This window comes from Nostoc sp. UCD121, from assembly GCF_014222285.1.
GTDB lineage: Bacteria > Cyanobacteriota > Cyanobacteriia > Cyanobacteriales > Nostocaceae > Nostoc.
In genome coordinates, this window is the sequence record NZ_JACKZS010000035.1 from 22,794 (window position 1) to 49,265 (window position 26,472).

General features: G+C 41.6%; 18 protein-coding genes and 2 pseudogenes. 12 read left to right on the plus strand and 8 right to left on the minus strand.

Features of this window, described 5'->3' with window-relative positions:
- Nucleotides 1-254: 254 nt before the first annotated feature.
- Nucleotides 255-656 carry a hypothetical protein gene (locus GNF10_RS10345; RefSeq protein WP_185584001.1) on the minus strand — a complete coding sequence of 134 codons (402 nt, stop codon included), beginning with the start codon at nucleotides 654-656 and terminating at the stop codon, nucleotides 255-257.
- Nucleotides 657-819: 163 nt separating this feature from the next.
- Here GNF10_RS10345 and GNF10_RS10350 point away from each other — a divergent pair.
- Together GNF10_RS10350 and GNF10_RS10355 are read left to right on the plus strand one after the other, a co-directional pair.
- Nucleotides 820-951, plus strand: a pseudogene (locus tag GNF10_RS10350) (Uma2 family endonuclease); the annotation flags it as partial.
- A gap of 87 nt (nucleotides 952-1,038) precedes the next feature.
- Nucleotides 1,039-1,281, plus strand: coding sequence for a DUF1902 domain-containing protein (locus GNF10_RS10355; RefSeq protein ID WP_185583999.1), 243 nt, complete (start codon nucleotides 1,039-1,041; stop codon nucleotides 1,279-1,281).
- Nucleotides 1,282-1,778: 497 nt separating this feature from the next.
- Here the strand turns inward: GNF10_RS10355 and GNF10_RS10360 are convergent, their stop codons facing one another.
- The 3 genes from GNF10_RS10360 to GNF10_RS10370 all read right to left on the minus strand — a co-directional run bounded on the left by GNF10_RS10360 (nucleotide 1,779) and on the right by GNF10_RS10370 (nucleotide 4,582).
- Nucleotides 1,779-2,222, minus strand: coding sequence for a type II toxin-antitoxin system VapC family toxin (locus tag GNF10_RS10360; protein WP_185583997.1), 444 nt, complete (start codon nucleotides 2,220-2,222; stop codon nucleotides 1,779-1,781).
- An 11-nt stretch (nucleotides 2,223-2,233) separates the two neighbouring features.
- Nucleotides 2,234-2,644 (minus strand): hypothetical protein, encoded by a 411-nt coding sequence (locus tag GNF10_RS10365; RefSeq protein ID WP_185583995.1) that lies wholly within the window; start codon nucleotides 2,642-2,644, stop codon nucleotides 2,234-2,236.
- A gap of 183 nt (nucleotides 2,645-2,827) precedes the next feature.
- The gene (locus GNF10_RS10370; RefSeq protein ID WP_185583993.1) at nucleotides 2,828-4,582 is read right to left on the minus strand and encodes an N-acetylmuramoyl-L-alanine amidase; all 1,755 of its coding nucleotides are present in this window, start codon (nucleotides 4,580-4,582) and stop codon (nucleotides 2,828-2,830) included.
- Between the two features lie 84 nt (nucleotides 4,583-4,666).
- Here GNF10_RS10370 and GNF10_RS10375 point away from each other — a divergent pair, with 84 nt between their 5' ends.
- On the plus strand, nucleotides 4,667-6,304 hold the full coding sequence (locus GNF10_RS10375; protein WP_185583990.1) for a CTP synthase: 1,638 nt from the start codon (nucleotides 4,667-4,669) through the stop codon (nucleotides 6,302-6,304).
- Nucleotides 6,305-6,428: 124 nt separating this feature from the next.
- On the plus strand, nucleotides 6,429-6,851 hold the full coding sequence (locus tag GNF10_RS10380) for a hypothetical protein (RefSeq protein WP_114084087.1): 423 nt from the start codon (nucleotides 6,429-6,431) through the stop codon (nucleotides 6,849-6,851).
- Between the two features lie 199 nt (nucleotides 6,852-7,050).
- Here GNF10_RS10380 and speB read toward each other — a convergent pair whose 3' ends face one another.
- Both speB and GNF10_RS10390 read right to left on the minus strand, forming a co-directional pair.
- Nucleotides 7,051-8,094: an agmatinase SpeB gene (gene speB / locus GNF10_RS10385; protein ID WP_185583988.1), complete on the minus strand. Its 1,044-nt coding sequence runs from the start codon at nucleotides 8,092-8,094 to the stop codon at nucleotides 7,051-7,053.
- Nucleotides 8,095-8,313: 219 nt separating this feature from the next.
- Entirely contained in the window at nucleotides 8,314-9,906 is a 1,593-nt protein-coding gene (locus tag GNF10_RS10390; protein ID WP_185583986.1) for an NAD(P)/FAD-dependent oxidoreductase, read from the minus strand.
- Nucleotides 9,907-10,320: 414 nt separating this feature from the next.
- Here GNF10_RS10390 and GNF10_RS10395 point away from each other — a divergent pair, with 414 nt between their 5' ends.
- Together GNF10_RS10395 and GNF10_RS10400 are read left to right on the plus strand one after the other, a co-directional pair.
- A complete protein-coding gene (locus GNF10_RS10395; RefSeq protein ID WP_185607149.1) occupies nucleotides 10,321-12,798 on the plus strand; it encodes a COR domain-containing protein in 2,478 nt (825 codons plus the stop codon).
- A 513-nt stretch (nucleotides 12,799-13,311) separates the two neighbouring features.
- On the plus strand, nucleotides 13,312-15,972 hold the full coding sequence (locus tag GNF10_RS10400) for an ATP-binding protein (protein WP_185584814.1): 2,661 nt from the start codon (nucleotides 13,312-13,314) through the stop codon (nucleotides 15,970-15,972).
- Nucleotides 15,973-16,030: 58 nt separating this feature from the next.
- On the opposite strand, the gene GNF10_RS10405 is transcribed toward GNF10_RS10400, so the two are convergent.
- Complete coding sequence (locus tag GNF10_RS10405; RefSeq protein WP_185584815.1) at nucleotides 16,031-16,459, minus strand: hypothetical protein; 429 nt, start codon at nucleotides 16,457-16,459, stop codon at nucleotides 16,031-16,033.
- A gap of 155 nt (nucleotides 16,460-16,614) precedes the next feature.
- On the opposite strand from GNF10_RS10405, the gene GNF10_RS10410 reads away from it, so the two are divergent.
- The 3 genes from GNF10_RS10410 to GNF10_RS10420 all read left to right on the plus strand — a co-directional run bounded on the left by GNF10_RS10410 (nucleotide 16,615) and on the right by GNF10_RS10420 (nucleotide 22,998).
- On the plus strand, nucleotides 16,615-16,773 hold the full coding sequence (locus tag GNF10_RS10410) for a hypothetical protein (protein WP_185591914.1): 159 nt from the start codon (nucleotides 16,615-16,617) through the stop codon (nucleotides 16,771-16,773).
- A gap of 245 nt (nucleotides 16,774-17,018) precedes the next feature.
- Nucleotides 17,019-18,785, plus strand: a complete 1,767-nt coding sequence (locus tag GNF10_RS10415; RefSeq protein WP_185584816.1) for an SWIM zinc finger domain-containing protein — start codon at nucleotides 17,019-17,021, stop codon at nucleotides 18,783-18,785.
- 1 nt (nucleotide 18,786) lies between these two features.
- Nucleotides 18,787-22,998 carry a DEAD/DEAH box helicase gene (locus GNF10_RS10420; protein ID WP_185584817.1) on the plus strand — a complete coding sequence of 1,404 codons (4,212 nt, stop codon included), beginning with the start codon at nucleotides 18,787-18,789 and terminating at the stop codon, nucleotides 22,996-22,998.
- A 52-nt stretch (nucleotides 22,999-23,050) separates the two neighbouring features.
- Here GNF10_RS10420 and GNF10_RS10425 read toward each other — a convergent pair whose 3' ends face one another.
- Entirely contained in the window at nucleotides 23,051-23,521 is a 471-nt protein-coding gene (locus tag GNF10_RS10425) for a hypothetical protein (RefSeq protein WP_185584818.1), read from the minus strand.
- A 284-nt stretch (nucleotides 23,522-23,805) separates the two neighbouring features.
- Between GNF10_RS10425 and GNF10_RS10430 the strand changes: the two genes are divergently transcribed.
- From GNF10_RS10430 to GNF10_RS10440, 3 genes and pseudogenes are all read left to right on the plus strand, one after another.
- Nucleotides 23,806-24,156 (plus strand): hypothetical protein, encoded by a 351-nt coding sequence (locus GNF10_RS10430; protein WP_185584819.1) that lies wholly within the window; start codon nucleotides 23,806-23,808, stop codon nucleotides 24,154-24,156.
- A gap of 438 nt (nucleotides 24,157-24,594) precedes the next feature.
- Nucleotides 24,595-25,947 (plus strand): histidine phosphatase family protein, encoded by a 1,353-nt coding sequence (locus GNF10_RS10435; protein WP_185584820.1) that lies wholly within the window; start codon nucleotides 24,595-24,597, stop codon nucleotides 25,945-25,947.
- Nucleotides 25,948-26,136: 189 nt separating this feature from the next.
- Nucleotides 26,137-26,472 (plus strand): annotated as a pseudogene (locus tag GNF10_RS10440) (dihydroorotase); the annotation flags it as partial.

A 26,472-nucleotide genomic window follows, 5' to 3' on the forward strand; every position in this document is an offset into this window, starting at 1 on the left:
GTGTCAACTTAACGCGAAATGGGCGGTTAGAAACCGCGTCTACACAAACAAAACCCACCTCCGTGGGTTTCAAAACCTTGATTTGGCCTTAGTCCGCGCAGGCTGACTTTGCTTCTATAGCTGCGTAAAGCCTTCTCTACGAGAGGCTGCACCAACGGCATAGCTTCGCTTAACGCGTCAGCGTGCCGGAGGCTCTATTCCATGCGCCAAGGCTTAAGTTGACACCAATGGGCATGGGGCATTCCCTACTTAACCTACCAACCAAGGGCCCCAATCTTTTGACAAACAATTTTCATTCCTTTGCCTGGTGAAGAATTAGCGACAAAAGGTATTTCTCCTTTCTCCTTATCCTCTTGAAGTAGCTGTCCCTCTGAACTGTAAATGGCAATGTGATTCCGAAAAAGCCGCGATTCAGAACATGATGCATCGAATGTAGTCTCGAAGATGCCATCTCCGTACATACCGTAAAGCTTGTATGTTGTACCCTGAATAGTTTTTGTATCTAAAGCTACGCTATTTCCTAATTTATCATGCCCCACAGTAATATACCTTTGTGCGTCTTGGGCGATCGCTGTGCCAACGCCTTCGGCAAACGCACTACCATTGCTCAATAAAATAGCGATCGCTCCCACCATACCGCCGATTTTAAAACACATACGCTTTCAAAATATAAGATTTCATATATTTTTATCCGCAATCAAAGCGGTTCTAGCAGGGTAGAAGTACTGAAATCAAGACAGAGCAAGGCGTTATACTAGTTAGTAACACTTTATGGGAAGCGTCAAGCACTAAATAAATGGCTGCAATACTTTTCAAAGCATGAGTGAAACACTTGCTGATATTGCCATACCGCCCCAGTTTCCCGATCACACTCAGCTACCAGAGTCTGATGGTGCGTTTGTGAAAAATTTTCAGGAGCATCCCCAAACCGTCATTTTGACAGACTCAATTGCTGCTGATTTTGTAAGTTACTTGCAAAATTTTCAAAGTTCTGAATTAAAATTGTTTACATACGTGTGATAGCTAAAAAAGCGAGTTATGAATACTTTTATTATCAAAGTAAGCGCTTTTTGGGATTCTGAAGTTGATGTGTGGGTAGCTAGCAGTGATAATCTACCTGGGTTGGTTACAGAAGCTTCTACTATTGAGATGTTAACAGCAAAACTCAAAGCTATAATTCCAGAACTTATTGAATTAAATAGAGTTGAATTTGGCAACAAAGATTACATTGATTTATACTTAACAACGCATCGTCATGAATCAATGAAAGTGGCTGGCTAATGAGTGTTTCCTTTACTCCTGAAGTTAAAAAGCTTTTAACAGAAGCCGGATGTTATTTTAAAAGGCAAGGGAAGGAGATCATGAAATTTGGTATAGCCCAATTACAGATAATAACTTTGTAGTTGATAGTAAAATAAAATCACGTCATACTGCAAATGGAGTATTGAAACAAGCTGGTTTAGATAAGCATTTTTGAGTTTATTAGGAGAGCGATCGCAAAGTAAATCGCAGAACACTCTGGCAATCTTTACATCTCTGATAATTTTAGGTTTGGTAAAGTACTGAATTCTTGTAGCACCACTTTGATTCATCGACTGTCTTACCCTTATAGTTCCCAGTCTATTCAACCAACTTGACGTTCAGCCTCTAACAGAAAGCCTTTCGTTATAAAAGTAATAAAAAGACTTATCGCAATATTGAGCAGGAACTAGCTAAAAAATAGTGATGTTTAGTAAATTGGCACTTAATTTATTAGTTCAGCATACTAGGTAAAGCAATTAAATCCAGGATTCGAGTGAAAAGCTGTAAACTTGCTGAATCCTAGTGAAGTCGCTGTCAGCAGAGACGAGAGTAATATTATGATAAATTGCTGTTGCGGCGATCCATATATCATTATCATCAAAACCGAGATCCTGAATGCGGGTACTGCGGTGTTTGTTTTTTTCTTTTGGGGCAAATTGACGAAAAATGCAGTTCTTCAGTTGACTGTATATCTCAGCTATTTCTTTGTTAATCAGATAGATATCAATCTCTGTCAGGAATGCTTGAACCACTTGTAAGTTCATCTCTCGACGCTCTGATTTTTCCGTCATGTAGAGCAACTCACCATAGCTAATGATGCTAATCCCAAAAGGATCTTGAGCATAGTTTTGAGCAGTTGCGACAACTTGAGGATTGTTGTTAATGAGATAACTACAGTGATTCGTATCCAGCAAATACATAAATTATTGGTTTAAAACTTCGCTTTTGAGCGGGTTGCATCAAGAAATGCTAGGCACTCATCTAGGTCGTCTCCATGCCAAGTACCAGCAAATTTGAGCAAATCTTGACCTGTAGAACCTCGTCGAATCACAGATTGAGAACGATCGCCACGTTGTTTGATTTCAGCAATCTTAGCGGCAAAATCTTCAGGTGGTTGTGCTAGGATATCATCCTCCAGAGGAGAATCGGGCGGAGTTTGTGCTTGCTCTAAAGATGCCAGAATCGAAGCTCCAGTGGAAGGTGATTTGGTCACTTCTGATTGAGATGGAACTGTTTTCTGAAAACTAAGAAATGCTATATATTGCTCAACCTGAGTTAGTTGGTCATCTGGAAGTTGAGCAATCTGTTGTTGAAGTTGACGGCGACGGTCAAAGATAGTCATCGAACACCTCGCAGGAACGAGTGAACTTTCATTTTACTTGATTGATACAGTAGGAATGGTTTTGACGATCGCACTACAAAAGTCAAAAAGCTTGAACAAAGACTGATCGCAACATTGAGCAGAAACCAGCTAAAAATAGCGATCGCACTCCACGAAGGTACAACTAGTGTTGTACCTCCAAATTTATCTCACACTCCGAAACCACTCAGTAATCCCCTGAGCGATCGCATCAGCCATTTTCTTCTGTTCTTTTGGGTTTACTACCTGCTCAAATTCATCAGGATTGCTCATAAAACCCAATTCCAGTAACACCGATGGCGCAGCTGCTGGGCGTGTCAGCGCTAGGTTGTCCCAAAACACACCATAAGAAGGTTTGCCGAGTTTTTTAACAACATAGGTCTGTAAAAATATTGCCAGGCTGTGGGCTTGGGGTTGATACCAAAAAGTGGCGAATCCCTTGGTTTTCTCGGCATCTCCGTCATCGGGTAAAGAATTGTGGTGTATGGAAAGAGCGATCGCAGGTTCTTCTTTACTAATAATTGCCTGACGTTCTGCTAGAGAAACCTCCCTATCATCTTCCCGCGTCATCACTACCGTTGCTCCTCGCTTCACCAAATCGTCCCGCAGCAACTTAGATACCACCAAATTCACATCTTTTTCTAAATATCCAGTTGGGCCACTGGCACCAGATTCTTTACCGCCATGCCCTGGATCGAGTACAATCTTGAGATTAGCTAAAGGCTTGCGTCTTGTGTTCCCAATATTAGGCGGATGACGCAAAGCCAAAACCAGGGTTGTACCGTCGTATCTCAGCTTATATCCCCACTGTTGAGCTTTTTTGAGGTTAAAGGTGTATTTTACTTGTTCTGGAGCCTCCTGTTGCCAATCTAGCCGAGAAATTAGAGGGTCATCATCCAGACGAATAATGTCCGTTTGGGCAGTAGTATTGTAGAGAGTGAGAGCGAGAGCTTTCTCACTTTGTTGCACGCTCACAGGTACGGGAACTTGTAAGGGGAAAAATATCTCTGTCGCACCAGGGAGTTGACGGTATCCGACACTGCGAATTATTGTTTGTGGCGGAATTGCACCAGGTAGAATGCGAGTTTCCTGACTATTAATCCAAGCGCCATAGTCTAGGCGCAACCATTCACCTTCCTTACCTGTTACTGTTGCGCGTGTGCCTTTAGGCAGTGGTGTGAGTCGAGAATAATCGGTGCTTGGGCCAGTGCGAGCAACGCCTGACTCTACTGTAACCTCAGAAATCGGCAACTCTGCTCTTGAGAGGATTTGAATTTTACCAGTCCCTGGTTGAGTTATCGTCTTGCCATTGAGTGTTAGTTGAAACTGAGGTTTTCCCAGATCGGCGGCTGTAGCCACTGTGGTGCAACCTTTATAATTGCCTACGCTAGACTGGGCATAAGGCTGATTTTGCCCTGTCAGTGCTGCCAAATTATTTGGTAGTTGTGCCTGTTGGGGTTGGGGTGAAAGGGCAATCGTTTGATTAGCCAGGATTACAGAGACATTGGCGTTAGGGGGTGCGATCGCGCTAAAACAAATTAGTTCTCCTGGTAGTCTGGCAATGTCAGCTGCGGGAGTCAAGGAATCTTTAGCAAAGGCTATCCCCTGTGGTAGTTCAGGGCTAGTGTTAACCCTTATCACCTTAATCTTAAGTTCTTGATTCTGGCGACGCACAGTAAAAAGATTCTCTCCCAACTGCAAGGGGAAACTAGGGGAAAAATGACCAGCTTTGCTGCGGTTAATTGGCTTACTATTGATCAAAACCTCACCATCTGGTGGTGCAGTCCCCAGAAAAAAGATTTTTTGGGAACTCGTCTGGTAGTTTGTCTCAGGAAAAACGACTATAAGAGATGGTTCTGCCAATGCTACGGAGGATGTGAGAATACAGCCTAATATTACTAATCCTAAAAGGTTTTTCACAGCAAATCATAGAAGATTACACCACAATAACTGTGGCACAATGACGGGATGTATTTTTAGAAGTTGTTAGAAATTCAAACTACTATGACTAAGTTTATCTTCGTAACTGGAGGCGTAGTTTCCAGTATTGGTAAGGGCATTGTAGCAGCAAGTCTAGGGCGTTTGCTCAAGTCGCGCGGATATTCGGTGTCGATTCTCAAACTCGACCCTTATATCAATATCGATCCTGGCACAATGAGCCCTTTTCAGCATGGGGAAGTATTCGTTACCCAGGATGGTGCGGAGACAGATTTGGACTTGGGGCATTACGAACGCTTCACCGATACTTCAATGTCGCGCTTGAACTGTGTGACTACTGGTTCAATTTACCAGGCAGTCATTAATAAAGAGCGACGCGGAGACTACAATGGCGGCACTGTACAGGTTATTCCTCATATTACCAATGAAATAAAAGAGCGGATTCTGCGAGTTGCTAAAAGTACAAATCCGTCCGTAGTAATTACAGAAATTGGCGGGACGGTGGGAGATATTGAATCACTGCCGTTTTTAGAAGCGATTCGCCAGTTCCGTAAAGAGGTGGGACGGCAATATGTACTGTATATGCACGTAACGTTGGTACCGTGGATTGCTTCTGCGGGTGAGATGAAAACTAAACCAACGCAGCATTCAGTTAAAGAACTGAGATCCATTGGTATTCAACCAGATATTTTAGTTTGTCGGAGCGATCGCCCCTTACCCAAGGGATTAAAGCAAAAATTGTCGGGATTTTGCGATGTGCCCGAAGAATGCGTCATTACTTCTCAAGATGCCAAAAGTATCTATGAAGTACCCCTAAATCTCGAACGGGAAGGAATGGCAGAACAAGTGCTGAACTTGCTGCAAATGGAACAACGCCAACCAGATTTGACGCAGTGGCAAACTTTGGTACAACGGTTACATACTCCCAAGCACGAGCTAGAAATTGCCATTGTCGGCAAATATGTGCAGTTAAGTGATGCCTATTTATCTGTAGTGGAAGCACTAAACCATGCTGCAATTTCCACTTATGGCAAACTGCGCCTGCGTTGGGTGAACTCAGAAGATTTGGAAAATGAATCAGCCGAAACTCATCTTGGGGGTGTCGATGGGGTAGTTGTACCAGGAGGTTTTGGGGTTCGGGGAGTGGATGGCAAAATTGCCGCCATTAAATACGCCCGCGATCGCCAAATTCCCTTTTTGGGTTTATGCCTGGGAATGCAATGTTCTGTAATTGAATGGGCTAGGCACATAGGGGGATTAACAGATGCCAATAGTGCTGAATTTGACCCTCATACAACGAATCCGGTAATTAATTTATTGCCAGGACAGCAGGAAGTTGTCGATTTAGGGGGTACAATGCGCTTGGGGCTATATCCTTGTCGTGTTCTTCCTGATACATTGGCTTTCAAGCTTTATCAAGAAGATGTAATTTATGAACGACATCGACATCGCTATGAGTTCAACAATGCTTACCGCGATCTCTTATTAAAGTCCGGCTATGTGATCAGTGGGACTTCTCCTGATGGACAGTTAGTTGAAATTGTGGAATTACCCAAGCACCCATTCTTTCTGGCTTGCCAATTTCATCCAGAATTTCAATCGCGTCCTAGTAGCCCTCATCCTTTATTTAAAGGGTTTATTCAAGCAGCGATCGCTCTTTCTCTGTCAACTTCAGGTACACCAACACCATTGGAGGTTTCTTAGCAATTCATAATTCAAACAAATTAATTTGATTTTGAATTGGTACACGGCAACATAAACTTAAGGCTTCAGTAGACTTGGACATACAGGGTGCATCATTCGTAAATTTCGGACTTGAGGAGATGTTGTGGCGTACTGGGTGAAAATCCTTTACGAGAGGAGAGAATATGTGGTGAATTTTGAACGTGTCCATGCTTTTTGTTATGAAGTGAATGGCAGGGTTACTTTTTGGCTACCCGATAGTGCCATTCCAATAGTCATTAATCCACAAAGTAACCTAGAAGATTATCAAAAGATTCTCGATTATTTAGAATGTGTGACAAGTTTAGAATTAGATCACGCCCACTGGGTGAAGATCCTTTACGAAAAAAATGAATATGTAATTAATCTCAACTGCATCAGTTCCTTTTGTCATGAACCAAATGGCAGGATAACTTTCTGGTTGCCAGATGGCACTATCCCCATCATCATTAATCCTGTGAGTAATCCAGAATCATATCAAAAAGTTGTGCAATACGTTCACAAGGCAACGGGCTATTCTTTATCTTAAAATTTTAAATTTGGAATTTTAGATTTTAGATTGACTCCAGCAATCAAGTCAGGGGCTTATTATTTAATTTTAGATTTTGGACTTTCCCGGGGAACACTACGCGAAAAGAGTGAAGGTAGCTCGACTGAGCGATCGCAAAACGTCTCAGTCGAACAATTTTAGTAACTCAACAATACCTCTTCCAATTACGAATTACGAATTACGAATTCTGTTTTGACAAATCCATCAAATTTGCCAGCTTGTAAACCACCCGCGCTCCAACATTACCATCCCACTCGGCATCACCGACTTCACAAATATCAAAGCCAATAATTTTTCTACCACTCTTGACTAATTCCCGGAACAGAAAAAATGTTTGCTCTAATTCCAATCCACCTGGAACAGGAGTACCTGTACTTGGGCAAAGTTTTGGATCTAGACCATCGACATCAAAGCTAATGTAAACATACTCAGGTAAATGACTGATAATTTCTCGGCATAAATCAAGCCAAGTTGTTCCAGAGTAAAGCTTTTGTTTAATGGCTGGGTCGTAATATGCAATAATGCGACGATCAGATTGGTCTATCATCTGCACTTCATCATGACTAATATCACGCAAACCCACTTGCACTAGCTTGGAAATTTGCGGTATTTTCATCGCATTAAACATAATCGACGCATGGGAAAACTCAAATCCCTCGTAGGCATCGCGTAAATCTGCGTGGGCATCAATGTGCAAAATGCCATAGTTGGGGTAGTTAGCTGCTAATGCTTGGAAATAACCTAACGGCGAACTGTGATCTCCACCAATAACTGCGACTCCCTTACCCTTGTTAATTGCTTCTTGGCAATTTTCAAACAGCCATTGATTTACCTGTTCGCCAGCCTGATTAATTTCTGTGAGTACAGATGTTAAATCTGGTGTATCTGAGAGTTCTTTACCTTGGGCTAATCGCTCAATAATTTTTGCTGCCAAGGCGCGGTAGTATGTATTCTTCTCTAAAATATCTTGGGGAATTTCTACCATGAAAATTCCTTGCTTCCAACCGTTAGGGTTATCGAAATCGAACAAATCTAATTGAGTTGAAGCATCGAGAATTCGCTGGGGGCCATTAGCTGTACCTGCGCCATAAGAAACAGTGACTTCCCACGGCACACCAAAGACAATCAGGTTTGCAGACTCATAATCGCCAGGCAAACCTAAGAGGTTGCCATTTATTTCACCTACGCCGCTAGGATTGTAGTCTTGTAGTTGATTACTCATCGATTATCTTCTGGATTTACGTGGATAGACAGCACGCCGCCTAGTGCGTTAAGGTGCATAGTCATTGCAGATCCCCCTTAATCCCTCTTAAAAAGGGAGAAAATAAGACATTCTTAGCCCCCCTTTTTAAGGGGGGTTGGGGGGATCGACTCAAAACCTACGCAGCACGCCGCCTAGTGGACATCTGCATTCTAATCAAAATTTTTCACAGGCGGTAAACTACAACGCCTCTATTACTTGGTCGAAATTGCGGCAATACATCTGTTGGCTGTAGTCCTCCCACTCTTTATCTGACGAATGGGGCGATCGCTTTAATGTTGCTTCTTGGACGTATGCCATTAATGGGCGACGAAGATGTTCATATTTCTCGAAGGCTTTGGCTATAGCTTGCAGGTTATCCCAGTTATTCTCCTCAGCAATTTTAGCGATGAGTGTTGTAACTATTAGTGCATCTTCCAATCCTTGATTAGCCCCTTGAGCCATGAAGGGAGGCATTCCATGTGCAGCATCGCCAACTAAGACGATTCGCCCTACACTCCAGGCTGGTGGAATTTTGGCAGGATTAGCTTCAGGATTGGGGTCAGTTGGGTTAGAAACTTGTAGAGAATCCGAAATGCTAGCGCGGTGAACGTAGTATGGACGCTGCTGCATTTTGGCAGGAGGAGACAGACTTACTAATTGCTTGAGCGCATCAGGAAAACCTGCTTTTTCCAACTCCTGCAAAGCTAAGTCAATTAAAGAACTTTCTGATTTTTCTTGCAACGAGTCTAAAGGCAAAGCAAGATGTATTATGTACCCAAATTCACCAGTTTGTCTGCGAAATAACATTATCCTGATGTTATTTATAAAAACAGAATTTCCAGTTATTTCATCATTAGTAATTGTTACAATTCTTGAGCCTTGCAAGAAATGTTCTTCTAGTTTTGTCCATAGTTCCTTTGGTACTTCAGCTATTTCTCTACAAAATATAGCTGCAAACCCCGAGTATTCAGGTCGGGCAAAATCATCATATTGAGTATCTGTGTAAAGCAGACTACGAACTGTAGAATTAATCCCGTCTGCTGCAACAATGAGTTTAGCTCTAATCGATTTTGTTGCTAATTTTTGGGGGGAAATATCCGAGTTTCGGGGCTGCTTATCATTATCTTTCTGCCCATCTGTCCAATACGCATAAGGGTTGGCTTCTATTCGTGTATCACTTACACAATCTATGCGGACACAACCTTTTTCCGGCTCATTCACAACATTAATACAACGGTGATTAGCTTTAACTTGGTCTTGAGGGAGCAACTGTCTAAGGGTTGTCTGCAAATTGTACCAAGAAATTGATACTCGACCCTCACCATAATCTTTAAACCAGTCATCAAAACTAAGCGATATTGACCGAATTATCTCTCCCTGCAAATTTTTGTAAACCCATTGGGGTGAAGCCTTTGGAGGTTGTTGCTTTTGAGTAGGTTCGACAGTTCCCTGGCTATTAGATTGCTTGGGATTCAATAAACCAAGTCCAGCATTTTTGACTTCTTCGTAAGCGTTAGGATCTAAATATTTGAGAGCTTTTAATCCATTGGGGAGAAGATCCAATGTTTGTCCAATTTGACGAAAGGCGCGAGTTTGATCGATGACAAGAACATTTTCAATACCACATTTACGTAAGCCAATGGCAGTTGCTAACCCAATAGGCCCAGCGCCAATCACTACAACATCGTAGATTTCTTGAGAGGTAGAAGTGGAGATAACAGATGCAGGTAAGGTATCAGATTTAGTTGACGTGTTTGTATGTGTATGAGAACTTGATTTAGTTTCTGGCATATTTATATATTGGATGGAATCTGGGCAACGTGGAAAGCTATAGCCATCAAGTTACATAGGATGACACAACAATATTAAAATCAAATACAAAAAGTTAGATATTTTGCTGTGTTCAGATTTATTATCTGAAACAAATATACTAGGCGATTAGAAATCGCGGCTATACAAACGAAGTCCGCCTGCGCGGACTAATACAAAATCAAGGATTCTCCTTAAGCCACGTTCGCGTAGCGTTCCGCAAGGAAAGGTGAGTTTTGCCTGTGTAGACGCGGTTTTTAAGCGCCCTTTTAACTTGTGATTTCACCTTGCCTCAATGCAATCCTTGATACAGGGTACATTATTAATTAGCTCAATTTCTCTGCTGCGCGTCTAAGCAGCAACTCGTCGTCAGGCATCGCCTCTGTAAAACCCGAAATGACTAACGAAGAACTGCTGCAAATTATTGAACAAGCTGTCAGAGACAATGTGACAACATTATACCTTTCTGGCAAAGACTTAAAAAAACTGCCATCGGAAATTGGCCAACTCACCAACCTGCAAACCCTCTACCTCTACAGTAATCAACTGAGCAGTCTGCCATCGGAAATTGGCCAACTCACCAACCTGCAAACCCTCTACCTCTACAGTAATCAACTGAGCAGTCTGCCATCGGAAATTGTCCAACTCACCAACCTGCAATCCCTCTACCTCAGTTACAATCAACTGAGCAGTCTGCCACCGGAAATTGTCCAACTCACCAACCTGCGAACCCTCTACCTCAGCTACAATCAACTGAGCAGTCTGCCACCGGAAATTGGCCAACTCACCAATCTGCTATCGCTCAACCTCAACAATAATCAACTGAGCAGTCTGCCACCGGAAATTGGCCAACTCACCAACCTGCGAACCCTCGACCTCAACAATAATCCTTTAAAATCACCTCCACCAGAAATTATCACGAAAGGGTTGAAAGCAATTCTTGACTTTTGCAGACAACAACTAGAACAAGAAACTGATCGCCTTTATGAAGCTAAATTAATCATTGTCGGAGAAGGTGGTGCAGGTAAAACTACGCTAGCTAAAAAAATTCAAGACAATAAATATACGTTACAACAAGATGAAAATACCACTGAAGGTATAGATGTTATTCAATGGAAGTTCTTGCTTGACAATAACAGAGAATTTCAGGTCAATATTTGGGACTTTGGTGGTCAAGAAATTTACCATGCTACCCACCAATTTTTCCTCACAAAACGCTCGCTTTATGCCTTGGTTGCTGATACTCGCAAAGAAGACACAGATTTTTATTACTGGTTAAATGCGGTTGAATTACTGAGTGGTAATAGTCCTTTGTTAATTGTCAAAAATGAAAAGCAGGAGCGCAAGCGAGAAATAGACGAGCGGGAGTTACGGCGCGAGTTCACTAATTTTAAGGAAACACTTACTACAAACTTAGCCACTGATCGCGGTCTCCCAGAAATCTTAAATAAAATTAAGCATTATATTACTAACTTACCTCATGTAGGAATAGAACTCCCCAAAACCTGGGTTAAAGTGCGGGAAGCTTTAGAAGGGGACTCCCGCGAATATATTAGCTTGGAAGAATATATGAATATCTGTCAGAAACATGGTTTTACTAAACAGGAGGATAAACTCCAACTCAGTGGCTATCTGCATGATTTAGGTGTATGCCTTCACTTCCAAGATGATGACTTTTTAATAAAAACCGTTATTCTCAAACCTACTTGGGGTACAGATGCCGTTTACAAAGTGTTAGATAATCCCCAAGTGATTGAAAAGCTGGGTAAATTTGAGCGCAATGATTTAGCAAACATTTGGCATGAAGACAAATATGCCGATATGCGACCAGAACTGTTGCGGTTAATGATGAAATTTAAACTGTCCTATGAAATTCCTAGTCGTCCTGGCACTTATATTGCACCTCAATTACTCTCTGTCAATCAACCTGATTTCAATTGGGATGAATCTAATAACCTAATCTTACGCTATAAATATGACTTCATGCCGAAAGGTATTCTCACCCGCTTTATAGTCGAAATGCACTCTGATATTGAACAACAAACCCTAGTTTGGAAAACAGGCGTTGTTCTTGCCAAATACGAAAGCCGTGCTGAAGTAATTGAATACTACAATCAACGAGAAATTCAAGTCCGCGTTGCAGGCAAGCGCAAGAAAGAACTGCTAGTAGTTATTAACAATGAACTAGAAAAAATCCATAAGTCTTACGAACGTCTGCAATATCAAACACTTGTTCCTTGTAACTGTAAAAGCTGTAATGATAGTCAAAATCCTTATTTTTATAACCGAGACGTGTTGTACAAATTCAGGGACAATAATCGCTACCAAATCCAGTGCCAGGATAGCAGTGATATGGTAGATGTCCAAAGACTGATTGACGATGTTTTACCGACTTCACCCAATTTGGAAAAATCCATGTCTGAACCCGTAACGAGAAATCAAGTTTTCATCAGCTATAGTCATCAAGATCAGGAGTGGCTTACCAAACTCCAGAAACACCTCAAACCAATGATTCGTAACCAAAAGCTGCTCGTGTGGGACGATACTAAGATTCAACCTGGTGCTAAATGGCGCGAAGAAATTAAAAATGCTTTAGCAGCAGCAAAAGTGGCAGTATTGTTGGTTAGCCCAGATTTTTTAGCATCAGACTTTATTGCTGATAATGAGTTACCCCCATTGTTGGATGCAGCTGAAGCTAAAGGACTCACGATTATTTGGATACCGTTGAGTTCTAGCGGCTATGACGAAACAGAAATTGAAAAGTATCAGTCAGCCCACCCTCCCAATCAACCTTTAGACAGCCTGAACTCAGCGCAAGAGAATAAAGCTTGGGTGGATATCTGTAAGAAGATTAAAGCAGCAATTCTTGGGTAGAAGATAACTAAATTTTTCGTTGTGGTAATGCAATGCGTTTGGGTTAAGGGTTGATCTATTTATTACTCGCCCTGGCGACTAGAAGTCGCGGCTATATAGACAAAACCCACCTCCGTGGGTTAAGAGTATTTTTTTAATTGGAAGTACTTAACCTGAGTTCGGGTTAAGCCAGAAGCTAAAAAGCTTATTCTGTCAGGATTGAATAAAACTGGAATTGGTCAAAGCAGGGATAAAAGTGGAATCATTTTGTCAATAAGGTTCACAAATGAAACTAATCTCAGCAATATGTCTTATTGACAATAGATGAAAACAGAGCTTTAGACCGAACAACGATAATTCAAGGCTTTTGAGGATTTCTTATCCCGAACTCAGGTTACTTAAAGTTTTGTTCTTTTGCCAAAAGTGGTATATTGGCACTTGATCCGACCGAGTACAAACTATGTATAAGCCCGCAGACCAGAGAAGTCGAGGTGTTGTACTCACTACTATAGGATAGGAAGGGAGAGTGGGCTTATGAACAAAAATATTGGGCAAAATGGTGTTTTTACGTTATTTAAAGGTGTACCCCTACGTCGCATTCTCGTAGCGTTGTTTGTGCTGCAAATCTTGCTAGCTGTGGGATTGACTGCATACTTATCAATCCGCAATGGGCAAATGGCTATCAATGAGGTAGCTAGCGAGTTGCGTTATGAAGTCGCTAATCGAGTAGAGCAAAATTTACAGGCTTATCTCTCAACCCCGCGTCAAGTACTGCGCGGTAATCAAAATGTCATTGATATCGGGTTGCTGAAGATGGGAAATCTGGCAACTTGGGAGCCATATTTAATCAAGCAGTTAGAGATTTTTCCTGATGCTGTTGCTTTAACAGCAAGCAATGAACAGCAAGAACACTTAGCGGTAGAAAAGCTCAACGATCGCCAATATTTACTCAGAAAAGCCGATAAGTCAACTGGTTCCGACCTCTACACCTACAAAATTGACTCTCTTGGTCAACGTACTCAACTACCAGAAGTAATCAAAAACTATGATGCGCGATCGCGTCCTAGTTATCAAGCAGCAGTTACGGCCAAAAAATTCAGCTTTAGTCAGATTTTTACTTCCATCACCGAACCAACGCTGCTAATTAGTGCATCTCAACCGATATATAACTCTCAAGGTGAGTTACTCGGAGTCAACAGCACCCTAACTCATGTATCACAAATTGGCGATTTGCTACAAAATATTAAAGTTGGCAAGTCTGGGCAAGTTTTTATTATCGAGCGATCGGGGCTATTAGTCGCAAGTTCCACAACGGAAGAACCATTCCGTCTCCAAAATGGTAAACCGATTCGGTTAGCAGCTTCCCAAAGTGGGAATGCTTTTACTCAAGCAAGCGCTAAGTATTTAGAAACTAAATTTAGTAACTTTGACCAAATTAAGAGTTTACAGCAACTAGATTTTTCTTTTGACGGCAAACGACAATTTTTAGAAATTAGACCGTTGCAAGGCGAACCAAATGTCAATTGGTTAATTGTAGTAGCTGTCCCAGAAGCAGATTTTATGGGGCAAATCGATCGCAACACTCAAACTACAATTTTTCTCTGTCTGGGAGCGTTGGGATTAGCTATTTTACTAGGAATTGTTACCGCCCGTTGGATAACTCAGCCAATTTTGTACTTCAGCACGGCGACAAAAGATTTAGCCGATTTCACCAAGGTTGAAGACTCGGTGATAATTGTACAAGGCATTAAAGAAGTAGAGGTGCTGGGTGAATCTTTCAATGAGATGATGCAGCATTTACGTAAAACCTTTACTGCACAAATTACAAAAAATGAAGAGTTAGAATTGCAAGTTAAACAGCAAACTGAAGAATTACAGCAAGAGATTCAAAAAAGTATTAATAGTCAGCAAAAGCTAGAAAAGCATAATCTGGCGTTGGCAGAATTGGCAAATCACAGGGCAATTTCTGAAGGAAATCTAGAAACAGCATTCAAAGTTATTACCGAGAAAGCCGCGAATGCTTTAGAAGTAGAACGAGTAAGTGTGTGGTTATTCAATAGCGATGACGACGGCAGGCAGCGTCAACGTACTAAACTACAATGTATAAGTCTCTACGAACGTAGCAATCAAAAACATTCAGCAGGTTTAGAACGCGATCGCGCAGATTATCCCATCTACTTTAAATCCCTAACATCTGCCCGAATCATTGCCGTTACCGATACTCGCACCGATTTACGGATACAAGAATTATGGGATGAATTGCTAGAAACAAAGAATATTGTATCCCTAATTAATACCTCCATTTGGGTTGGGGGCGAAGTGGTGGGAACGGTATTGTATGAACAGATTGAGATTCCTCGGACATGGGAATTGAGTGAGCAAAACTTTGTTAGCTCAATAGCTGAATTTGTTGCTCTAACTTTAGAAGTCTGCGATCGCAAAAGTGCAGAATCCGCTCTGCGTGAGGCGAAAGAAGCTGCCGAAGTTGCAAATCGGGCCAAAAAGACCTTTTTGGTAAATATGAGCCATGAGTTGAGGACTCCCTTAAGCTCCATTCTTGAGATTGCAGAAGCACTCCAAAATGAAGTTTACGGTACTGTAACCGAAGAACAGCGCCAGTTTCTAAATACCCTCGAATCGAGCGGTAAGAACTTACTAGAATTAATTAACCAAATCCTTGAGCTTACCGACATTGAATCCAGCAAGATAGAACTGCAACTAGTGGCTACTTCCATTCCAGAATTATGTGACTCTAGTCTCAGTTTCGTCAAAAATTTAGCGTTACAGAAAAATATTCAACTGAGTGTACAAATCCCTGAAGAACTCGAACCCATCCAAGTTGATGAGCGCCGCATCCGCCAGGTATTTATCAACCTATTGAGCAACGCTATCAAGTTTACTCACGACGGAGGCAAAGTTTGGATTGAAGTTCAGCCAAATTCCACAAACGAGTATATCTTTTTTAGCGTGGTAGATACGGGTATTGGTATGCTTTCCGATGACCTTTTCCGATTATTTCAACCTTTTATCCAAGTTGAAAATGCCTCTACCCGTCGTTCCGCAGGTACGGGTTTAGGATTGGTGATGGTACAAAAAATCGTCGAGTTGCATGGTGGTACTGTCCACGCCGAAAGTCAGTTAGGCAAAGGGAGTCGATTTACAGTCAAACTACCGTGGAAAAAGGTTGGAGAGTAGGGAGTGGAGAGTAAAAATTAACTATTTACTCGTTTCCATACTTTATACGAGAATGAATTTATTCTGCGATCGCTCCATTCAGTCCATTAAGATATGCAGTTTTAGGATTTTCACTGGCTAATTCTTTTGGAGTCGCCCTTAAGCGTGTTGCTCTGCTTTTACGGATGCGATCGCTTTTACGAACAGCACCCGCCATTTCATATTCACGGCTATCTTTGCCATATTTAAAAGCAACTCCAATCAGCATTTTCTCCGTGAGGTCACTTAAAGCTTTGTCCAATTCTTCCATCTCAGTTCTAGAAGAATCAATCACGGCTAGAGCAGTATTATAAGCATTTATTTTGCTACGGTACTGCTCAATTAGTTGTGTCATGTTTTGCAAGTTGCGAGCATCCCCAAAATCCATGCTGGGATCAATTGCTTTAAGTCCAGCCACTCTTAATTCAGCTTTTTCTAAAACGCGGTATGTACGTTTTTGAGCAGGCATAAATGTATCCTTTTTATTGCTTTAGAGCTAGTTTGCCTTACTAAAGCCGTGTTTTAGTTCAGTAAAATCCTCACAGCTTGGTGTCTAATATGATATAAATATCAGTATTTCTTACAAAAATTATGGTTTTGTTGATGAAACGCATGGGTTTGTTGATGAACAGAACAATTTTGTTGATGAAACGCATGAGTTTGTTGATGAACAGAATGATTTTGTTGATGAAACGCATGAGTTTGTTGATGAACAGAACGATTTTGTTGATGAAACGCATGAGTTTGTTGATGAAACGCATAATTTTATATTTAAAGCTGTAAGCACTCTAATGTGGAGTAGGTTCAATACGGTTCGGATAAGCAGGGGAAGCAGGGAAGGAAAGAGGGTTATTGTTCAGTAATTCTTCTCTCAAGAACAGCTTTTCTTTTCCCTCTACCCCCCTACCTCAACCAAAAAATTCCTTAACCGAACGGTATTGAGACAGCTTGGGATTTTAGTGGAATGCAGACACAAGAGAAAATAAAGGCAGTTTAAGCGTAAGCTAAAAATAAAAGACTTGGGTGCTATGTCAATTCCAGGAATTTCTGAAGCAATAATCCGCCATAACTCCAACGCTTCATCCTACAGTCGTGGTGAAGAATATTACCGCAGGGGTGCGATCGCCGATCTCAAAAAACGCGGTAATCTGATTCAAGCAGAAGTAGAAGGTGGCGAAATTACACCATATCAAGTCAGTATTCGTTTTGATGCAGGTGGAATTACCTCAGCTTGTTGTACTTGTCCTTATGATTATGATGGTTGGTGCAAACATATCGTTGCCACCTTATTAAGCTGTTCGCGTCAATCAGAGATCATTGAAGAACGTCCAACACTAGAACAATTATTAAATCGCCTCGATATTCTTCAAACTCAGCGATTATTACAAGAACTGGTGGAAAATAGACCAGAACTAATTGATGATATTGATGAGTTTGTCAGTTTGATAGACTTGCCAAAACCGCAAACAAAACAGCCTTCTACCCGCCAAACCAAAATTGACACATCACCTTTTCGCTCTCATGTCAAGCGGATTTTGCGGGATGGATTGAAAGAATTAGAGTATGGTTCAGAAGAAGACCCATTTACAGATGATTTGCTGGCTGTAATTGAGAAAGCGCGAGAGTTAGCAGAAAATGGAGATGGCAATAATGCGATCGCAATTCTCGAAACTATTACCGAAACTTATGCCCAAGAATGGGACGAGTTACTAGATTACGGTGGAGACAGTTATTCCATCGCAGAACCTCTTAATAGCGCGTGGACAGAAGCAATTTTGTGTGCAGAAATGTCTACAGGAGAAATAGTAGATTTGCAGTTGATGTTGGAATCATGGCAAGACGAAATCAGTGCAGACTTTAGTATGAGTTTAGAAGCATTGCGTCAAGGTTGGGATTATGAACCACTGCAACAAATTATGCAAGGAGATGATACCGCAGAACTTTGGGAAAATGAACGACCAAGCTTTGCTGATGATTTAGCATTGATTCGCTTGCAAATTCTTGAACGTCAAAATCGTTACACAGAGTATTTAAATCTAGCTTTAGCAGAAGAAATGACTCTGCAATACCTGACGCAATTAGCAGCTTTAGGAAGAGTAGAAGAAGCCATATCTGCGGCTAAAATCCTCATGGAAAGAGCAGAAGAGGGTTTTGCCCTAGCAAAAATATTGCGGGAAGATGGGTATTTAGTTGAAGCGTTAGAAATATGCCAAGCAGGTATCAATTTAACAGGTAACTGTTTATATGAATTTGCTACTTGGACAAGTGATTTAGCCAAAGGATTAGAAGATAATGCCACTGCCTTAACTGCCAGCATCATTGCTTTTAAAATCAGACCATCGTTTCGAGACTATGGTAAAATTCAAGACTATGCAGGAGAAACTTGGTTGACGCTCAAACAAGATTTACTGCAAACACTACGAGAGCAGCCAGATTGGGGAATAAGAGAAGCTCAAGTTGATATTTTCCTCCATGAAGGATTAATTGATGATGCAATTAAAACAGTAGAAAGAGATATTTATTATGCTTCAGAATTGGTTCATCGAGTCATGGATGCAGCAGTTTCTCATCGTCCAAATTGGGTAATTGATAACGCTCGCAGACGGGCAGAACCAATTATAGAACAAGGAAAAGCTGACCGTTATGATGCTGCGGTTAATTGGCTTAAAAAAGCAAAAGCTGCTTATATTCAACTTGGGCAAAAAACTGAATGGTCTGCTTATCGCTCACAACTAGAAGCGGCTCATGGACGTAAACGCAAATTAATGGAATTATTTAAAGAACTGAATAAATAATATGCCTATTTTCGAGCCTAATCCCATAATACAACAAGCACTACTCGCAAGGAAATATTTCGAGTTACATCCTTCCATACAAAAGATTATTCAGTTATTTTCGGTAATTTATGCACCGATAGATAAAAATTCATTCGTAAGTTGTCTTAGTAAAATTGACGCTTTAGATGAAAACAATAAACCTTGGGGTACTAAAACCCTTAGTCCCCAAATTGATAAATTGTTAAAAGCAGGCTTGTTAATACAGGAAAACAGGCAAGGTGCTGAATGTCATCCGTTACTCACAGAAATTGTTACTCGCCATGCTGTACAAACCGGACAGTTTGAAATCCTCGTCATAGCAGTAGAGGAAAAGCTACCCATACATACTCACTGGAATAGGGATTATCGGATTTTCTCCAGTCTGCGCCAGTGTATCAGAGAAATCCGCATTGGTATTTATCGTCAAGATCCTAGTTTTATTAGTCAGCAAATTGAAGCTTACCAGAAGTACAGTGATAGCGAAGAAAAAATAGTAATAGAAAATATCTTTGAGCAGATATACAATAATCCATTTGATGCAGATTGGTTTAACACCCTACCACAAGAATTATATGAAAGTGGCATATCAAGTATCCTCTTCAATTCAGCCTTAAAATTATCTGCTTCGGAAGATGCGTTGATGCTGCTAGAAGACGAATGCTCTACACCTGGAAAACATTGTTCAGATTATCTACATCTGATTTTGACAGAACAACTGTTGTTACAGGGTTGTACCCAAGAAGCACAAGAAAGTCTGGAGCGGATATCAAATGAATATCAAAATAACGCTGCGATCTTTTGGGGTTGGTTAAGTTTTCTGCGGGGTGATAATGAACAAGCCATCAAATATTATAAAGATGCCCTGAAAGCCATCAAAAAAGCTACAGGCAAACGCCAAATATATTTCAATACCATTGGGGGCTTATTTTTCATCCTCGCACTTTTAAAAGATGGTTCAGCACAACGCCTCAAAGAAGCAGAAGAGTATACCAGTTTGATGTCCCGTCAATCAGATCATTGGCTCAGGTTCACTTATGGCAGACTGAAAATGGTACTGCAAGTCCACCAAGGCGATATTACTCAAAAACAATTTGTAGTCAGCGGTCATATTTCTTCCATCGAAGAAGAAAATAGCTTACAAACATTGTTTTGTTCGCTATGCCTTTACTGGATGGATGCTGAGAGTGCTAAAAAACGCTTACCTAATTTATTAGAACCATTGTATCGGCGATCGCTCGCCTCCGGTTATCACTGGTTAGCAATGGAAACCGCAGAACTCCTATCCAGGCTCAAACCAAGTAGTAACTATAAACAACTTGCAGAGGCACTGCGAGAAGATAGCAATATCCAAACCATCGTAGACTTAATTCGGCCCCAAGAAGCTTGGGAAATGTGCCTCAATGCCCTGGCAAATCTTCAAAAAGAACCACAAACACCAGGAAAACCAGAATCTGAACTGCGTTTAGCATGGTTCATAACCTTCTATCCCAGCAGATGTGTCTTGCAACCAAAGGAACAAAAAGTTAATGCCAAAGGGGAATGGAGTAAAGGTCGCCCCATAGCCCTCAAGCGTCTAAGCAGTGCATTATCTGAGTTTGATTACATCACCCCCCAAGATATGCGGGTATGTAGTTGTATTGAGGTATATAGTGAAGGCTATTACGGCAAAGTGGATTATACTTTCGGTGAAAAAGCCATCTCTGTTTTAATTGGACACCCGTTGGTTTTTTGGGAAGATACACCCACTATCCGTGTAGAAATTGTTAAAGGAGAACCAGAACTACTGGTTAAAAAAGAAAAACTTGGCCGTCTCACCTTGGAATTCTCTCCCAAGTTACCAGAATCACAGAATATTCTGCATATCAAAGAAACCCCAACCCGCATCAAAGTCATTGAAATTACTGCCGAACACAGACGCATTGCGGAGATTATTGGTATAGATAATAAATTAAATGTACCTGCGATCGCAGAGAAACAAGTTTTGGCAGCCATTAATGCCGTCTCTGGCATCGTCACCGTACATTCTGACATTGGTGGCGGTTCAGAAGGTGCAGAAGAAGTACCCGCCCAGACTCTACCGCATATTCACCTCTTACCTGCCAATGCCGGCTTGAAAATCAGCCTTTTGTCGCGCCCCTTTGCCCAAGGTGGTCCCTACTACCGTCCTGGTGCAGGTGGTGAAACTGTAATTGCCGAGATTGACGGTAAACGTCTCCAAACCAGACGAAATCTGTCTGAAGAGAAGCAACTTGCCGCCGACGCTGTAGCCGCCTGCGCCACCTTGACTCGAACTGAAGAACAAGACGGTGAATGGATTATAGACGATCCCGAAGACTGTTTAGAACTGCTGCTAGAACTGCAAGAACTGGGAAGTAACGTAGTCATCGAATGGCCACAAGGAGAAAAACTGCGTGTTAGCCACAATGCCGGCTTGAAAGACTTTAATTTATCAATTCAACGTCAGCAAGACTGGTTTGCAGCCACTGGGGAGTTGAAATTGAATAATGACTTAGTACTGGATATGCAGCAGCTACTAGAACTATTGGAAAAAACCCCCAGCCGTTTTATCCCCCTTGGTGATGGTCAATTTTTGGCTTTAACTCAAGCTTTTCGGAAACGCCTCGACGAATTGCGGATGTTTTCGGAAAAACATAGTAAAGGTATTCGTTTTCACCCCTTGGCAACATTAGGGTTAGAAGATTTTGTCGATGAGGTAGGTAAGGTAAAAGCAGATAAACACTGGAAAACACATATCCAGCGTCTCCATGAGGTGAAGAACCTCCAGCCGGAACTGCCATCTACCCTTCAAGCAGAACTACGTGACTACCAGATGGAGGGTTTTTGTTGGCTGGCGCGGCTAGCACATTGGGGTGTGGGTGCTTGTTTAGCAGACCAAATGGGACTCGGTAAGACCTTGCAAGCATTGGCGGTCATTCTCAGAAATGCCCATGAAGGACCAACCCTAATTATTGCCCCCACTTCTGTGTGTATGAATTGGGTGAGTGAAGCCCAGAAGTTTGCCCCAACTCTCAATATTATTCAATTTTCTGGTGCTAACCGCCAAAAATTATTGGATGGGTTACAACCTTTAGATATGTTGGTATGCAGTTATGGTTTATTACAGCAGGAAGAAGTAGCGCAAATGCTTTCTCAGGTACAGTGGCAAACTATTGTCCTAGATGAAGCCCAGGCGATTAAAAATATGACTACTAAACGTTCTCAGGCAGCCATGAACCTAAAATCTAATTTTAAGTTGCTGACTACTGGGACTCCCATTGAGAATCACCTGGGTGAGTTGTGGAATTTGTTCCGCTTTATTAATCCTGGGTTATTGGGTTCTTTTGAAAGCTTCAATCAACGCTTTGCTACCCCCATTGAAAAATATCAAGATAAACTTGCACGTAATAAACTCAAAAAACTTATTCAACCATTTCTGTTGCGGCGGACAAAAAATCAAGTATTAGAAGAGTTGCCATCTCGTACCGAAATTCTCCTTCATGTAGAGTTAAGTCGAGAGGAAAAAGCATTCTATGAAGCGTTGCGCCGTCAGGCCATATCTAAACTTACCGAAAGTGATGCAGAAGCAGGAAAAAAACATTTGCAGGTTTTAGCTGAGATTATGAAGCTGCGTCGTGCTTGCTGTAATCCCAGCCTCGTTATGCCTGGTACTGAATTACCCAGTTCTAAGTTGCAACTTTTTGGTGAGGTGCTGGGTGAACTGCTGGAAAATCGTCATAAAGCGTTAGTGTTTAGTCAGTTTGTTGACCATTTGCACATCATCCGCGATTATCTGGAACAACAAGGTATTAATTATCAATATCTAGATGGCAGTACTTCCGTGGCAGAGCGCAAAAAACGGGTAGACGCATTTCAAGCTGGTTCAGGAGATGTCTTTCTCATTAGTCTCAAGGCAGGGGGTACAGGACTTAATCTAACTGCTGCTGATTATGTGATTCATACAGATCCTTGGTGGAATCCCGCAGTGGAAGACCAAGCCTCAGACCGCGCCCATCGCATTGGGCAACAACGCCCGGTGACAATTTATCGCTTAGTAGCAAAGGATACTATCGAAGAAAAAATTGTAGAATTACATCACCACAAACGAGATTTGGCAGATAGCCTATTGGAAGGTACCGAGATGAGTGGCAAGATATCAACAGAAGCCTTGTTACAGTTAATTAGTGAAAGCTAGCTGCTTGAAAGAAATTGCGTGGGCGCAGCCCGTCGTAGATATCGCACTTCAACTAAAGAGCATATTCCAGCAATCGTTCCCACTCCCAATGCCAAGCAGTCTCTACCAATATTTCTTTGCCGTTGGTGAATTGAATAAATTCTTGCCCGTTGTCATAAAAAACATCAGCAACTAGCCGATTACGCACATCATACCCCCATTTGGAAACTGCGGCATTCCACCACCTTTGACCTGCCGATTGCAATAGTGGTAGTTCCATGTATTCATCACGCCATGCCACAGGTTTCCATTGCTCCTGCAAAGCTCGAATTAAAATAGCGTTTGGGAAAACCTCTCTTTCCTGTTCTTGTAACCACACTATGTATTCAATTGTTCTTCTCAAAGCATCTTCTAGCCCATAAGTGCAGCCTTCAAGGGCAGTTTGGACTCCATCAAGGGAAAAATTTACCCCAATGGCTACTAATGCTCGTTCGTATTGCTTGAATATCTCATATTCACCTGAATCTTTTGACCAGAACCACACACTTAACACACCTCCTGAATAATTAAGTAAGTTTGCACAATAAAATCATAACTATGTAAAAAAAAATGAACTAGCCTATTGCCTATTGCCCAATCCCAACGACAATTATTTACGCCAACTTACTTAACTTAAAATGTATTACTATCAACATAGAGCAGAAATAATTGACGAGTCAAGTATATACGCAATACAATTATTGTAGTAGAACCTAACGATAGAGTTAATTAAAATAATTTGCCCAGAGAATAAAGACAAGCAATATTAAAGATAATTTGGACAAAAAAATGAACGCCAAAATTATTGCTTTGTTGGGAATTACCACAGCTTTTACAAGCTTAGGAAGCCAGGTGTACGCCCAGTCACCAGCATCAAGCTTAAATCCAGGACAATACAGATTAACTGGTGATTCTCTAGTCGGAATTGATAATAGAACAGCCCAAGATGACTTTGGAAAGTTTTTTGAGCAAACTAATCCATCAACAATCTCTAACAATAATAGAACAGACAAAACTCCAGTCAAAATCCGCTTTAACGAGACATTATCACAGCCAGACACTTCTGTTTTTTTAACACCTGCTCAGTCTGGCAATGACAATGATGGATTGCAAGTACAGTTAGATTTAGGGAGAGAATAATCAGGTATAAAGTTGAGCTTGCCGCGCTAGTAGGTTGGGTGGAGGCTTTGCGTAACCCAACATTCTGATATATGAGGACTTACGCACGAGTTACGGAATAACGAACCACAGAGGGCACAGAGAAATCAGAGTTTGAGAGATAATTTGCGTAAGTCCTATATTATGTTGGGTTGCGCTCCGCTTCACCCAACCTACCTTTAATGCACTGGGTTCGAGATCCTGGGCTTTTTTAAGAAGTGGGGAATCTGAACACCTTAATGACATGAACCACTAGCTTGATTAGGGAAATAACTGAGGGTTTGAAACCCACAGAGGTGGGTTTTGAGTGTATAGTTGCGATTCCTAACTACCCTTTTAACTAAATCGGCTTTCCTGAGTCGGTAATTCTGCAATCATTTTGCAGTAAAATTAATCGTCTAGATACAGGAGGGCTTTGAGATGACTCGTGTCATCATTGTGCGCCACGGTCAAAGTGGTTATAACACCGAGCGGCGTATTCAGGGACGCACTGATGCGTCAACATTAACCGAGAAAGGTCGTAACGATGCCAGTAAAGCTGGCAAAGCCCTCAGCAATATTTTATTTAATGCTATTTACAGCAGTCCCCTGCAACGAGCAAAACACACAGCAGATATTATCCATAGTGAGTTAGCTACTCATCCCGAACAATCTGCTGTAATTCAAGTTTCTGATTTGCTACTAGAAATCGACCTCCCTTTATGGGCAGGGCTGGTAACTGCCGAAGTCAAGCAGAAGTTTGCCGAAGACTACCGCACTTGGCATCAACGCCCCGACGAACTGCGGATGCTGCTAAATGATGCAGAGGGAACAAGAGAACATTTTCCTGTTCTTGCTTTATACGAACAAGCACGGCAGTTTTGGCAAGAAACTTTGTCTCAACATCAAGGCGAAACTATTCTGATAGTTGGACATAACGGCATTAATCGCGCCCTGATTAGTACAGCTTTGGGAATCCCTGCAAGTCGCTACCATTCAATCCAGCAATCTAACTGTGGCATCAGCGTACTTAATTTTGCTGGAGGATTGGGCGAACCAGTCCAGCTAGAATCTTTAAATCAGACGCAACATACTGGAGAAACTTTACCCTCATTGCGACCAGATCATCAAGGAGTCCGGTTGTTATTAGTGCGTCACGGCGAAACCGACTGGAATCGCCAAACCCGGTTTCAAGGACAAATTGATGTCCCCCTCAATGACAACGGTAGAGAACAGTCGCAAAAAGCAGGCAAATTTCTTCAAGAGGTAGCGATTGATTTTGCTGTAAGTAGCACAATGCTACGCCCAAAAGAAACAGCAGAAATTATCTTAAAACAGCATCCTAATGTAAAGTTAGACTTGCAAGATGGTTTAAGAGAAATCAGCCACGGACTCTGGGAAGGAAAATTAGAAACAGAAATAGAACAAGAATTTCCCGGAGAGTTGCAGCGCTGGCGCTTAGTACCCGCTCAAGTGCAAATGCCTGAAGGGGAAAATTTACAAGAGGTTTGGGAACGCAGTGTTGCAGCTTGGCAATCAATTGTAGAAGCAGCATTAACCAATCAATTCAAAACTGTATTAGTAGTAGCTCATGATGCTACAAATAAAACTCTACTTTGTCACATTCTGGGTTTATCGCTAGAAAATTTTTGGAATTTCCGTCAGGGTAATGGCGCAGTCAGCGTTATCGACTACCCTTCTGGAATCGATGGTTTACCAGTATTGCAAGCCATGAACATCACCGCTCACTTTGGTGGAGGCGTACTAGATAAAACAGCAGCAGGAGCATTGTAAAGAAGTGAGGAGTACAGACGCGATTAATCGCATCTGTACAAGAGTAACGAATAAAGTTAGGAGTGATAAATATGAGTGATGAATAAAGTTAAAAATGATGAGCAAGGAACAAATAACTGATAACTCCTAACTCATAACTTATAACTCCTAATTCCTAACTTTATTCTTAACTCCTAACTAAAAAGTTTTATGACTGAACTGCTGCAAAAAGTACGGGTGATTGACCCAGTTTCTGAAATCGATGAACTCTTTGATGTGCTGATTGCTGATGGTTATATCCAAGAAGTGGCTTCGCACATTGCTGATATTCATCCCAATACTCAAATTAGAAATTGTCAGGGATTAGTTCTCGGCCCTGGGTTAGTGGATTTGTACAGCCACTCCGGTGAACCAGGATTTGAAGAACGGGAAACCCTATTGTCTTTTTTACACGCTGCTACTGCTGGCGGCTTTACCAGAGTTAGCATCTTACCCGATACATCCCCTGCTATTGATAACCCTGCACTTGTAGCCCAATTGCAGGAG

Excerpts from the sequence above, each read along its gene's own strand:
- GNF10_RS10365 (WP_185583995.1), bottom strand. The coding sequence starts at position 2,644 with ATGACTATCTTTGACCGTCGCCGTCAACTTCAACAACAGATTGCTCAA.
- GNF10_RS10435 (WP_185584820.1), top strand. The coding sequence starts at position 24,595 with ATGACTCGTGTCATCATTGTGCGCCACGGTCAAAGTGGTTATAACACC.
- GNF10_RS10390 (WP_185583986.1), bottom strand. The coding sequence starts at position 9,906 with ATGCCAGAAACTAAATCAAGTTCTCATACACATACAAACACGTCAACT.
- GNF10_RS10360 (WP_185583997.1), bottom strand. The coding sequence starts at position 2,222 with ATGTATTTGCTGGATACGAATCACTGTAGTTATCTCATTAACAACAAT.
- speB (WP_185583988.1), bottom strand. The coding sequence starts at position 8,094 with ATGAGTAATCAACTACAAGACTACAATCCTAGCGGCGTAGGTGAAATA.
- GNF10_RS10410 (WP_185591914.1), top strand. The coding sequence starts at position 16,615 with ATGAACAGAACAATTTTGTTGATGAAACGCATGAGTTTGTTGATGAAC.
- GNF10_RS10405 (WP_185584815.1), bottom strand. The coding sequence starts at position 16,459 with ATGCCTGCTCAAAAACGTACATACCGCGTTTTAGAAAAAGCTGAATTA.
- GNF10_RS10400 (WP_185584814.1), top strand. The coding sequence starts at position 13,312 with ATGAACAAAAATATTGGGCAAAATGGTGTTTTTACGTTATTTAAAGGT.
- GNF10_RS10355 (WP_185583999.1), top strand. The coding sequence starts at position 1,039 with ATGAATACTTTTATTATCAAAGTAAGCGCTTTTTGGGATTCTGAAGTT.
- GNF10_RS10395 (WP_185607149.1), top strand. The coding sequence starts at position 10,321 with ATGACTAACGAAGAACTGCTGCAAATTATTGAACAAGCTGTCAGAGAC.
- GNF10_RS10345 (WP_185584001.1), bottom strand. The coding sequence starts at position 656 with ATGTGTTTTAAAATCGGCGGTATGGTGGGAGCGATCGCTATTTTATTG.
- GNF10_RS10430 (WP_185584819.1), top strand. The coding sequence starts at position 23,806 with ATGAACGCCAAAATTATTGCTTTGTTGGGAATTACCACAGCTTTTACA.
- GNF10_RS10415 (WP_185584816.1), top strand. The coding sequence starts at position 17,019 with ATGTCAATTCCAGGAATTTCTGAAGCAATAATCCGCCATAACTCCAAC.
- GNF10_RS10375 (WP_185583990.1), top strand. The coding sequence starts at position 4,667 with ATGACTAAGTTTATCTTCGTAACTGGAGGCGTAGTTTCCAGTATTGGT.
- GNF10_RS10420 (WP_185584817.1), top strand. The coding sequence starts at position 18,787 with ATGCCTATTTTCGAGCCTAATCCCATAATACAACAAGCACTACTCGCA.